Origin of the sequence: Arthrobacter silviterrae, from assembly GCF_011045165.1 — a bacterium.
In the GTDB taxonomy this organism is placed as follows: domain Bacteria; phylum Actinomycetota; class Actinomycetes; order Actinomycetales; family Micrococcaceae; genus Specibacter; species Specibacter silviterrae.
Genome location: NZ_JAAKZI010000041.1, coordinates 19,417 through 30,439, shown reverse-complemented (window position 1 = coordinate 30,439; position 11,023 = coordinate 19,417). Strand labels below are relative to the sequence as shown.

At 65.8% G+C, this 11,023-nt stretch carries 11 protein-coding genes; 5 read left to right on the top strand and 6 right to left on the bottom strand.

The features are described 5' to 3' along the window. On the bottom strand, positions 1-1,511 hold a 1,511-nt coding region (gene guaB, locus G6N77_RS17420), incomplete at its 3' end, for an IMP dehydrogenase (protein WP_165183439.1). A 190-nt stretch (positions 1,512-1,701) separates the two neighbouring features. Here guaB and G6N77_RS17415 point away from each other — a divergent pair. Next, positions 1,702-2,700: a DUF389 domain-containing protein gene (locus G6N77_RS17415; RefSeq protein ID WP_165183438.1), complete on the top strand. Its 999-nt coding sequence runs from the start codon at positions 1,702-1,704 to the stop codon at positions 2,698-2,700. Positions 2,701-2,790: 90 nt separating this feature from the next. Here the strand turns inward: G6N77_RS17415 and groL are convergent, their stop codons facing one another. The 3 genes from groL to G6N77_RS17400 form a co-directional block, all read right to left on the bottom strand. After that, positions 2,791-4,398, bottom strand: coding sequence for a chaperonin GroEL (gene groL, locus G6N77_RS17410; RefSeq protein WP_165183437.1), 1,608 nt, complete (start codon positions 4,396-4,398; stop codon positions 2,791-2,793). 75 nt (positions 4,399-4,473) lie between these two features. After that, a complete protein-coding gene (gene groES / locus G6N77_RS17405; RefSeq protein WP_165183436.1) occupies positions 4,474-4,770 on the bottom strand; it encodes a co-chaperone GroES in 297 nt (98 codons plus the stop codon). A 166-nt stretch (positions 4,771-4,936) separates the two neighbouring features. After that, entirely contained in the window at positions 4,937-5,074 is a 138-nt protein-coding gene (locus G6N77_RS17400) for a hypothetical protein (protein WP_165183435.1), read from the bottom strand. Between the two features lie 7 nt (positions 5,075-5,081). Between G6N77_RS17400 and G6N77_RS17395 the strand changes: the two genes are divergently transcribed. Genes G6N77_RS17395 through G6N77_RS17385 form a run of 3 tightly spaced genes read left to right on the top strand, consistent with a single transcriptional unit; the run spans position 5,082 to position 8,029 of the window. Beyond that, positions 5,082-5,966, top strand: coding sequence for an ABC transporter ATP-binding protein (locus G6N77_RS17395; protein ID WP_165183442.1), 885 nt, complete (start codon positions 5,082-5,084; stop codon positions 5,964-5,966). Then, positions 5,963-6,775 (top strand): ABC transporter permease, encoded by an 813-nt coding sequence (locus G6N77_RS17390; protein ID WP_165183434.1) that lies wholly within the window; start codon positions 5,963-5,965, stop codon positions 6,773-6,775. The genes G6N77_RS17395 and G6N77_RS17390 overlap by 4 nt, the downstream gene beginning before the upstream one ends. 39 nt (positions 6,776-6,814) lie before the next feature. After that, the gene (locus tag G6N77_RS17385; protein WP_165183433.1) at positions 6,815-8,029 is read left to right on the top strand and encodes a class I SAM-dependent methyltransferase; all 1,215 of its coding nucleotides are present in this window, start codon (positions 6,815-6,817) and stop codon (positions 8,027-8,029) included. 259 nt (positions 8,030-8,288) lie between these two features. Here the strand turns inward: G6N77_RS17385 and G6N77_RS17380 are convergent, their stop codons facing one another. Next, the gene (locus tag G6N77_RS17380) at positions 8,289-9,101 is read right to left on the bottom strand and encodes a shikimate 5-dehydrogenase (protein WP_165183432.1); all 813 of its coding nucleotides are present in this window, start codon (positions 9,099-9,101) and stop codon (positions 8,289-8,291) included. A gap of 118 nt (positions 9,102-9,219) precedes the next feature. On the opposite strand from G6N77_RS17380, the gene G6N77_RS17375 reads away from it, so the two are divergent. Then, positions 9,220-10,362: a glutamate--cysteine ligase gene (locus tag G6N77_RS17375; RefSeq protein WP_165183431.1), complete on the top strand. Its 1,143-nt coding sequence runs from the start codon at positions 9,220-9,222 to the stop codon at positions 10,360-10,362. On the opposite strand, the gene G6N77_RS17370 is transcribed toward G6N77_RS17375, so the two are convergent. After that, positions 10,340-10,993 carry a TetR/AcrR family transcriptional regulator gene (locus G6N77_RS17370; protein WP_165183430.1) on the bottom strand — a complete coding sequence of 218 codons (654 nt, stop codon included), beginning with the start codon at positions 10,991-10,993 and terminating at the stop codon, positions 10,340-10,342. The two genes, G6N77_RS17375 and G6N77_RS17370, sit on opposite strands and share 23 nt — an antisense overlap. Between the last annotated feature and the right edge of the window lie 30 nt (positions 10,994-11,023).

Sequence of the window (11,023 nt, the reverse complement as noted above, 5' to 3'; positions counted from 1 at the left end):
TTGCTGAGGTAGTTCGGGGCCTCGACCGTCATCTGGATGTCGTGGGGGTGCGATTCCTTCAGGCCGGCGGCGGTGATGCGGACAAACTTGCCGCGTGCCTTGAGCTCAGCAATGTTGGGCGAGCCCACGTAGAACATGGTCTGGCGCAGGCCGCCCACCAGCTGGTAGGCCACGGAGGACAGCGGCCCGCGGTAGGCCACGCGCCCCTCGATGCCTTCCGGAATGAGCTTTTCGTCTCCCGAGACGTCGGCCTGGAAGTAGCGGTCCTTGGAATAGGACGTGTTTTGGCCGCGGGACTGCATGGCGCCCAGCGAGCCCATCCCGCGGTAGGCCTTGTACTGCTTGCCGTTGACGAACACCGTCTCACCCGGTGATTCCTCGGTGCCGGCCAGGAGGGAGCCGATCATGACGGTGTCGGCACCGGCCACCAGGGCCTTGCCGATGTCGCCGGAATACTGCAGGCCGCCGTCGGCAATCAGGGGCACACCGGCAGGAATGGCTGCCTTGGCGGACTCGTAGATGGCGGTGATCTGCGGAACGCCCACACCGGCCACCACGCGGGTGGTGCAGATGGAGCCCGGGCCAACGCCCACCTTGATGCCGTCGGCACCGGCGTCGATCAGGGCCTGGGCGCCTTCGCGGGTGGCAGCCTGGCCGCCGATGATGTCGACATGCGCGGCAGCCTTTTCGCCCTTGAGGCGGCTGATCATTTCCAGCACGCCCTGGCTGTGGCCGTTCGCGGTGTCGATGAACAGGGCGTCAACGCCGGCCTCAACCAGTGTCATGGCACGCTCGTAGCCGTCACCGAAGAAGCCCACGGCCGCGCCAACCAGCAGGCGGCCTTCGGAGTCCTTGGTGGCCAGCGGGTACTGCTCAGCCTTGGAAAAGTCCTTGACGGTGATCAGCCCGCGCAGCACGCCCGAGGCGTCCACGAGGGGCAGTTTTTCAATCTTGTTCTTGGCCAGCAGTCCCGAGGCCTCTTCGCGGCTGATGCCCACGCGCCCTGTCACCAGGGGCATGCGGGTCATGACGTCCCGCACAAGGCGGGTGGGGTATTCGCTTTCCGGGATGAACACCGTGTCGCGGTTCGTGACGATGCCCACGAGGCGGCCGTCCTTGTCGACGACGGGCAGCCCGGAGACGCGGAAACGGGCGCACAGCTCGTCCAGTTCGGCCAGGGTGGCGTCCGGGCCCACAGTGACGGGGTTGGTGATCATGCCTGATTCGCTGCGCTTGACCAGGTCCACTTCCTCGGCCTGGCGCTGGATGGAGAGGTTGCGGTGAACCACGCCCAAACCGCCCTGGCGCGCCATGGCAATGGCCATCCGGGACTCCGTGACGGTGTCCATGGCTGCCGACAGCAGCGGGGTGGCAACAGTGATCCGCTTGGAAACCCGTGAACTGGTGTCCGCTTCGGAAGGGATGACATCCGTGTGGCCGGGGAGGAGCAGAACGTCGTCATACGTAAGGCCAACAAAGGCGAAGGGATCATGGATTTCAGGCTGGGACACGAAGGCTCCTTGGCGGGGGTAGAACCGGTGGGGTGTGCATCCGATGGCCTGCCCCGTGATTACGGAGCTGGTCTGTGCGTTGTTTACAGTCTAAAACGATTCCAGCACCAGCCCTATTCCATGCCATGGCGGTGCCGTGGGCGCTCTCGTAGACTCATTCCCACACCCGCCTCCACGCAGAAGGACCCCCATGGCCCTGCAACTACGCATTGTTGTCCCTTCCGAGCTGACAGGGGACGTGGTTTCCATTGCCCGCAGCCAAGCGGCCGTGTCGGAAATCACCGTCATGGCGGGCGCAGCAATGCTTCCGGCAGGCGACGTCATTGTCCTGCAGGCCGTGCGTGAAGGCGTGGAGGAGCTGCTGCAAAAACTGCACACCCTGAACATCGCCGAGGTGGGATCCCTCAGCGTCACGGCCCCGGAGCTGGTCATCTCCGACCGTCTGGACAAGGCCGAGGGCCAGGTGGCGGGCGACGGTGCCGACGCCATCATTTGGGATGAGGTGGAGCAGGACACCAGCGACGATTCCAAGCTGACGTGGAGCTACCTGGCATTCCTGGCCATTGCCGTCCAGCTGGCGGGCATCGGCATCGTCACCGATTCCACGATTGCCATTGTGGGCGCCATGGTGGTGGGTCCGGAGTTCGGTCCGCTAGCCGGCCTGGCACTGGCCATCGTGGACAGGCGGTGGAAGCTGGCGCGCCGTGCCGCGGCGGCCCTGTGCCTTGGCTTCCCCGTGGCAATGCTCCTGGCGGCACTGGCCACGGCGGCCTCCGTTTGGCTGGGCCTGTTCAGCCCCGCCGATGTGCTCGGTGCCAACCGGGCCACGGAATTCATTTACCATCCCGGCCCATATTCGTTCATTGTGGCGGTCCTGGCGGGCGCGGCGGGCATGCTGTCGCTGATCGGCAAAAAGTCCGCGGCCCTGGTGGGGGTTTTCATCTCCGTCACCACCGTGCCTGCGGCGGGCTATGTGGCAGTGGCGCTGGTGCTGGGCGAGCCCGGCAGGGCTGCCGGTTCCGCGCTGCAATTGCTTCTGAATGCGGCCGGCATTGTCCTCAGTGCCGCCCTGGTGCTGCTCGGCTACCGCCTTGCACGACGGCGGCGCCCGGCACCCACGCGGTACTCGGCCGCACATGCGCGGGCCGCCATTGGTGGCGTGGGTTCCCGCAGCGCGTTCCGGCGTTGACGCAAAAATGCCACCGTTCCCGCTTTTTGCACCCGATGGAACGGGCGCGAAAAACGGGAACGGTGGCAGATTAGGAAAAGCCGGCCAGTGTTAGTGGCTGTGGCCTGCTTCTGCATCCTCGGCAGGCTTCTCCGTCACGAGCACCTCGGTGGTGAGCACCAGGGCCGCGATGGAGGCTGCGTTGCGCAGTGCCGAACGGGTGACCTTGACCGGGTCAATGACGCCGGCCTCGACCAGGTTGCCGTATTCGCCGGTGGCCGCGTTGAAGCCGAAGCCGGCTTCAAGCTCGCCCACCTTGTGGACCACAACGTAGCCGTCGTGGCCTGCGTTCTGGGCAATCCAGCGCAGCGGCTGGGCCACTGCCTTGCGGACCAGCTCGATGGCCGTTGCGGAATCGCCTTCCAGGGCGGCAACCGTGGGGTCCTCGTCGAGGGCCTTGGCTGCCTGGACCAGCGCGGAACCGCCACCGGCCACAATGCCCTCTTCCAGGGCGGCACGCGTTGCGGACACGGCGTCCTCAATGCGGTGCTTCTTTTCCTTCAGCTCAACCTCGGTGGCTGCGCCAACCTTGATCACGCCGATGCCGCCGGCCAGCTTGGCCAGGCGTTCCTGGAGCTTTTCCTTGTCCCAGTCGGAGTCGGTGCGCTCAAGCTCGGCGCGCAGCTGGGCCACGCGGGCGGCCACGTCTTCGGTGGTGCCGGAACCGTCCACGATGGTGGTGGTGTCCTTCGTGACCGTGATGCGGCGGGCCGTGCCCAGCACCTCAAGGCCAACCTGGTCCAGGGACAGGCCGATCTCCGGGGAGACAACCTGGGCACCGGTCAGGATCGCGATGTCCTGGAGCATTGCCTTGCGGCGGTCGCCAAAGCCGGGAGCCTTGACGGCAACAACGTTCAGCGTGCCGCGGAGGCGGTTGACGATCAGCGTGGACAGTGCCTCGCCGTCGACGTCCTCGGCAATGATGAACAGCGGCTTGCCGGCAGCCAGGGCCTTTTCCAGCAGCGGCAGGAATTCCTGCAGGCTGGAGATCTTGCCCTGGTTGATGAGGATCAGCGCATCTTCCATGACGGCTTCCTGGCGTTCCGCGTCGGTGACGAAGTACGGGGACAGGTAGCCCTTGTCGAACTGCATGCCTTCGGTGAGGACCAGCTCGGTGGACGTCGTCGAGGATTCCTCGATGGTGATGACGCCGTCCTTGCCGACCTTGTTGAAGGCCTCGGCGAGCAGGTCGCCGATTTCCTGGCTCTGGGCGGAAATGGCGGCAACCTCGGCCACCTGTCCACCCTCCACCGGGCGCGCATTCTCCAGCAGGCGCTTGGCGATGGCCTCAACCGCCACCTGGATGCCGCGCTTGAGCTCGCCGGGAGCCGCACCCGCGGCAACGTTGCGCAGGCCTTCCTTGACCAGGGCCTGTGCCAGCACGGTGGCCGTGGTGGTGCCGTCGCCGGCAACATCGTTGGTCTTCGTGGCGACTTCCTTGGCCAGCTGCGCACCAAGGTTTTCGTAGGGGTCTTCCAGCTCCACCTCGCGGGCGATCGTGACGCCGTCGTTGGTGATCGTGGGGGCGCCCCACTTCTTGTCCAGCACTACATTGCGTCCACGCGGGCCGAGGGTCACCTTGACGGTGTCGGCCAGCTTGTCGATTCCGGCCTCGAGGGCCTTGCGTGCGCTGTCATTAAATACAAGCTGCTTTGCCATGCGTTTGTCCTTTCACGTAAAGGCCCCGCGGCGTGACCGTGTTCGGTCCCGGTCGCGGGGCAGTTACAAAAGTGGTTACTTGACGACGATGGCGAGCACGTCGCGGGCCGAAAGCACCAGCAGCTCTTCGCCGCCGGTCTTTACTTCGGTTCCACCGTACTTGGAGTAGAGGACGACGTCGCCGACGGCAACATCGATCGGGACGCGGTTGCCGTTGTCATCAACGCGGCCGGGGCCCACTGCCACAACTTCGCCCTCCTGGGGCTTCTCCTTGGCAGTGTCCGGGATAACCAGGCCGGAGGCGGTGGTCAGCTCTGCTTCGAGCTGGCGGACAACAATACGATCCTCAAGAGGCTTAATAGAGACCGACACTCGGATCTCTCCTTTGCGTGAAATTTCCATGGATGACTGGCGAACCTTGCGGCCATGCTTGCAGATCCCAACCGTCGTCGCGGTGCCGGCTGTGACCACATGGCCAAAGAGTTCTTTAGTTAGCACCCTCGGGGTGGGAGTGCTAACACTGACTCTATTGACTTGGTTAGCACTCGGTCAAGGCGAGTGCCAGCATTTCGCCAAAATGAACGACGCCGGAGGGCCGGGTTTCGCTGTTGGCGCACCCCCGGGCGGCATCCAGCCCCGCGGCACCCTTGCCGCCGGCGGCGGGTGGTGCAAGCATGACACCCATGAACCCCGGTGCGCCGCCCGTCCTTGTCCGCAAGCTGAGCAAGTCCTATGGCGGCGCAAACGCCGTGGACGGCGTCAGCTTTGAGATCCAGGAAGGGGAAACCTTCGCGCTGCTGGGCCCCAACGGCGCGGGCAAGAGCACCACCATAGAAATTCTGGAGGGCTACCGCGACCGCAGCAGCGGGGAAGTTTCAGTGCTGGGCGCCGACCCGGCGCATGCCGGCCTGGACTGGAAGGCACGGCTGGGGATTGTGCTCCAGTCCAGCGGGGAGAGCGGAAACGTCACGGTGCTGGAGCAGCTCACACACTTTGCCCGCTACTACCCCAAGCCGCGCAGCGTCGGAGAGGTCATCGAGGCCGTCGGGTTGGCGGGGAAGGCGAAAACGCGGATCAGCAAGCTCTCCGGCGGCCAGCGGCGGCGCGTGGACGTGGCGCTGGGGATCATCGGCAGGCCCGAGCTGCTGTTCCTCGATGAACCCACCACGGGCTTCGACCCGGAGGCCCGGCGCCAGTTCTGGGCGTTGATCGGCCAGCTCAAGGCCGAGGGCACCACCATCCTGCTCACCACCCACTACCTGGATGAGGCAGCCACGCTGGCGGACCGCGCAGGGGTGATCGTTGGCGGGAAGCTGGTGGACATCGGCGGCATTGACGAAATTGGCGGGGCCCAGGCCAAGGTGCCGATCGTGCGGTGGCGGCAGGCCGGCGTCGGGCATTCACAGCGCACCGCGGAACCATCGGCGCTGGCGGCACGGCTGTACGCGGAGGCAGGCGGCGAGGTGGAGGCCCTGGATATCAGCCGGCCCAGCCTTGAGGACATTTACCTAAACCTGGTGGGTGCGGGGGCTGTCGCGGATCCTGCGGACCAGGAAGTGGAAGCATGAGGACGCTGCGCCTGGGCTGGTTCCGCATCGGCTACGAGCTGCGGCTGTACTTCCGCCAGGGCGATTCGGTCTTTTTCACCTTCCTGTTCCCCATCCTGATGCTGTCCGTGTTTGCCGTGGCTTTCAGCACCAGCCCCAACATTGGGGCGCCCCCGGACGGCAGCGGCGGCATCACCTGGGCGGCGTTTTACGTCCCCGGCATGGTGGCGGCGGGCATGCTGCTCAGCGGCGTGCAGAACCTGGGCGTGGACATTGCCGGCGAAAAGGGCGACGGCACGCTCAAGCGCCTGGGCGGCATTCCCCTGCCGGTGTTTTCCTACTTCTGCGGCAAGATCGGCATGGTCCTGGCCAGCTCCGTCCTCCAGGTCACCCTGTTGCTGCTGGTGGCCCGCTTCGCGTTCAACGTGCCCATGCCGCAGGGCGCGGACAAATGGTTCACCTTTGCGTGGGTGTTCCTGTTCGGGGTCATCACCAGCTGCGTGCTGGGCATAGCACTGTCGGCCCTGCCCCGCACCGGCAAGTCGGCCACGGCCGTGGTGATTCCCATAGTGCTGCTGCTGCAATTCATCTCCGGCGTGTACCTGAACTTTGCGCAGCTGCCGGGCTGGCTGCAAAATTTTGCCAGCATCTTTCCGCTGAAATGGATGGCGCAGGGCATGCGGGCCGTTTTCCTGCCGCGGTCCTTCGAGGCCATGGAGCCTGGCGGCGCCTGGAACCTGGGGCTCGTGGCGCTGGTCATGGGCGTGTGGCTGGTGGCGGGGCTGCTACTTTGCCGCTTCACGTTCCGCTGGATCCGCAGGGACGGGTGAGCCGCGGGACCGGGCCCGCGGGGCGGCTACGCTTGATCCATGGCCCAAGATGTTATCTCCCCCCTCCTGACCGTTGCAGGCTGGGAGCTGCTGTCCTCCCTGGGCCCCTACCGCGACGCCGATTCCCTCAAGCTCAATGAGGCGCTGCGGAAGGCCGGGCACGCCCCCGAGCTGGTGGCGGCGGCACTGACGCAGTCCCGGTTGCGGGCCAAGGCGGAGGACAAGTTCGGCGAGTTTGCCCACCAGATGCTCTTCACCCAGGCCGGGCTGGAGCAGGCCACACGGCTGAACATCGCAGCGCTGCACGCGCAGAGATTTACGACGGCGGGAATCACCTCCGTGGCGGACCTCGGCTGCGGGATTGGGGCCGATTCGCTGGCCATGGCCAGCCTTGACCTGCAGGTCACGGCGGTGGAGATGGACGAGGTCACGGCAGCGTGCACTACGGTCAACCTGATGCCGTTCCCACGCGCCACAGTGGTTTGTGCGCTGGCCGAGGACGTGGACCTCGACGGCATTGACGGGGTCTGGCTGGATCCCGCCCGGCGCACCACCAGCACCTCCGGCACCACCCGGCTGTTTGATCCGGAGGCATTCTCCCCGCCGCTTTCCTTCGTTGAGCGCCTGGCGGATTCCGGCAAGGCGGTGGGGGTGAAGATGGGCCCGGGCATCCCGCACGAGGCCATCCCGGAGACCGCCGAAGCCCAGTGGATATCCGTCAATGGCGACGTGGTCGAGGCGGGGCTCTACTTCAACCAGCTGGCCCGGCCGGGCGTGCGCCGCGCGGCCCTGGTGATCGGCGCGCACGGCTCCGCCGAGCTCAGCAGCGCGGTGCCCTTCGACCCGGCGCACCAGAACGCCGAAACCGGTCCCCTGGCCGGCTACCTCTACGAGCCCGACGGCGCCGTGATCCGCGCGGGGCTCGTGGCCGACCTGGCCCGCACCATGGGGGCACACCTGGTGGACGAACACATCGCGTACCTGTGCTCGGAGGAATTCTGCGACACGCCCTTTGCCCGGGCCTACAAGGTCCTGGAGGTTCGGCCCTTCAACGTCAAGGCACTCAAGAGCTGGGTCAAAGCGAACCGGATTGGCGTGCTGGACATCAAGAAGCGCGGAGTGTCCACCACCCCCGAGGAGCTGCGCCGGCAGCTGCTGACAGGATCGGGCAAGGGCCCCAACAAGGCCACGCTGGTGCTGACCCGGATCGGGGACGACAGGGTGGCCGTGGTGGTTGAGCCCCACACCTGCTGACCGCCCTCCCCTCCCAACCGACCCTCCCTCACCTTTTGCGCCCTCCCGGCCGACCCTCCCTCACCTTTTGCGCCCTCCCGGCCGACCCTCCCTCACCTTTTGCGCCCTCCCGGCCGACCCTCCCTCACCTTTTTGAAGGTTGGCGCCCCACCGCTACTTCCGGTCTCGCTTGCACAGCTCACAAGGAGGGAGCGTCCGCCAAAACACCGCGAAACGTGAGGGAGGGTCACCCCTAAACACCGCGAAAGGTGAGGGAGGGTCATTGGCGGGAGAACTCTGAGGCTTCTTGCACCAGTTCCGGGCTGGGCCGGACGCCTGTGTACAGCACAAACTGCTCCTCGGCCTGGATCGCGATGACCTCCGCGCCGGTGATGACCCGCTTCCCGGCAGCGCGGGCGGCCAAAATGAGCGGGGTTTCCGCAGGAAGGGCGACGACGTCGAACACCAGCTCCGCGGCCGCCACCTGGGCGTCGGTGAAGGACTGCACACCGGCATCGGCACCGGCCATGCCCAGGGGCGTGACATTGACCAGCATGCCCGCAGCTTCCGAGGGCGCCTCCGGCAGCCACGCAAAACCATAAAGCGCGGCAAGGGCCCGGCCGCGCACTTCGTTGCGCGCCACCAGCGTAACGTTCGCGAAACCGGCGTCGTACATGGCAGCGGCAACAGCCTTCGCCATGCCGCCCGAACCGCGCAGCAGGACGGAGGTCCGGGGGTCCACGGCGTTGGTGGCCAGCAGCCGGGCAATGGCCAGGTAGTCGGTGTTGTAGGCCGTGAGGACGCCGGCGTCGTTGACGATGGTGTTCACCGAGTCAATCGCGGACGCGGAGGCGTCCATGACGTCAATAAGCGCAATGACGTCTTCCTTGTACGGCATGGACACCGCGGCCCCGCGGATGCCCAGGCCCCGGATCCCGGCAACCGCCTGGGCCAGGTCCGCCGGCGCGAAGGCCTTGTAAACATAATTCAGGCCCAGCGCGTCATAAAGGTAATTGTGAAAGCGCGTCCCAATGTTGCTGGGCCGCGCGGCAAGGGAAATGCACAAGGTCATGTCTTTATTCAAAATGGGCACCACTCCATTGTGCCTGACACTTGGTCCCCCGGCACCGGCCTTTAAACTACAATCAGAATGCACCCGGCACCCTTGCCGCACTGCACCACGGACGCACGAATCCCAAGGGGGCGCCACAGTGAAGATTGAATTCGCTAAATCTGAACAGTCCACGCTCGGCCTGGAATGGGAAATAGCGCTGGTTGACGCAGAAACCGGCGAGTTGGCGGCCCGGGCCAGCGACGTTTTTGCCAACATATCCGAGGCGCACCCGGACATCATGGACGACGGCGAGCATCCCCACATCAAGGGTGAGATGCTCCAAAACACTGTGGAGTTGGTCACGGGCGTCTGCCACACCGTGGCAGAGGGCACCGAGGACTTGCGGCGCAACCTCAACGTGCTCCGGGAGGCCGCGGCGCCGCTCGGCCTGGAACTGCTGTGCGCCGGCACCCACCCATTCAGCAATCCGCGCTCCCAGCAGGTCACCGACAAGGAACGGTACGCCAAGCTGGTGGACAGGACGCAGTGGTGGGGCAGCCAAATGCTCATTTACGGAGTTCACGTCCATGTGGGGCTGGACCATGTTTCCAAGGCCATGCCGGTACTGGACGGGCTGGTCAACTACTTCCCCCACTTTCAGGCACTCTCCGCGTCGTCCCCGTTCTGGAACGGCGAAGACACCGGCTACGCCTCCCAACGAGCGCTGATGTTCCAGCAGCTCCCCACGGCCGGCCTGCCGTTCCAGTTCCCCGACTGGGCCTCCTACGAGTCCTATGTCGAGGACATGTTCACCACCGGAGTCATCGACGCCACGAACGAAATCCGCTGGGACATCCGCCCCGTGGCCGGACTGGGCACCATTGAAATGCGCATTTGCGACGGCATGTCCACCCTGGAGGAAATCGGCTCCATCGCAGCCCTCACCCAGTGCCTCGTGGATGACTTTTCCACCACCTTGGACAATGGCGGCACCATCCCCACCATGCCGCCGTGGCACGTGCAGGAGAACAAGTGGCGGGCCGCACGCTACGGCCTGGAGGCCATCATCATCCTGGACGCCGCGGGAAAGGAACAGCTGGTCACCGAACACACCGTGGAGCTGTTGAACAAACTGGAACCCGTCGCCGCGAAGCTGGGCTGCGCCACGGAGCTGGCCGGCGTCGAGGACATCATCGCCCGGGGTGCCAGCTACCAGCGCCAGCGCCGCGTGGCTGCTGCCCACGGAGGCGAGCTGCGCGCCGTCGTGCGTGAACTCGTCACCGAGATGGCCCGGAACTGACAGCTCCGGCCGCTCCCGCCAAATGGTCCGGCAGGACCAGCAGCTCCAGGTAGTCGCGCAGGCACCCGGCCATGTCGATGGATTCCGGCGCCAACAGCCATTGGGTCTGGATGCCGTCCCACAGGGCAACCAGGCTGGCAGCGGCGCGCTCCGGGTCCACCCCGGGGCGCAGCCTGCCCTCGCCGGCGAGCGCCGTAAAAGCCCGCGAGTAGCTGCGGCGCAGGCGCTCATACCGTTCGGTGAAGTAGCCGCGGCCCGGGTGGTTGTCTGTGATGGATTCGGCGCAGAGCACGGTGTACAGCTCAATGACGCCCGGCACCGTTTCGTTGAAGCGCGCCTGGCGGATGACGGCGTCGACGAAACTGTCCTCGGGATCCCGCGGCCTGCCGTCGCCGCTGACGGAGTCGCGCCGCTCCAGGACCGCCAGCAGCAATTCACTCTTGGACGGGAAATAGTGGAGCAGGCTGGTCTGGCTCATCCCCACCTTGTCCGCCACGTCCTGCAGCGAGCCGCCCCGGTAGCCGCGCGCGGCAAACACCCCATAGGCGGCGTTGACAATGTCCTCGCGCCGCTGTTTGGACTTCGCATACGGCCCCCGTTTTCCTGCAGGCGCTCCGTCTTTGGTCCCCATGGCATGACAGCCTAATCCACATTTCGGCCC

Coding starts and splice junctions, on each gene's coding strand:
- G6N77_RS17415 (WP_165183438.1), top strand. CDS start 1,702: ATGGCCCTGCAACTACGCATTGTTGTCCCTTCCGAGCTGACAGGGGAC.
- groL (WP_165183437.1), bottom strand. CDS start 4,398: ATGGCAAAGCAGCTTGTATTTAATGACAGCGCACGCAAGGCCCTCGAG.
- G6N77_RS17400 (WP_165183435.1), bottom strand. CDS start 5,074: ATGCTTGCACCACCCGCCGCCGGCGGCAAGGGTGCCGCGGGGCTGGAT.
- G6N77_RS17395 (WP_165183442.1), top strand. CDS start 5,082: ATGAACCCCGGTGCGCCGCCCGTCCTTGTCCGCAAGCTGAGCAAGTCC.
- G6N77_RS17390 (WP_165183434.1), top strand. CDS start 5,963: ATGAGGACGCTGCGCCTGGGCTGGTTCCGCATCGGCTACGAGCTGCGG.
- G6N77_RS17385 (WP_165183433.1), top strand. CDS start 6,815: ATGGCCCAAGATGTTATCTCCCCCCTCCTGACCGTTGCAGGCTGGGAG.
- G6N77_RS17370 (WP_165183430.1), bottom strand. CDS start 10,993: ATGGGGACCAAAGACGGAGCGCCTGCAGGAAAACGGGGGCCGTATGCG.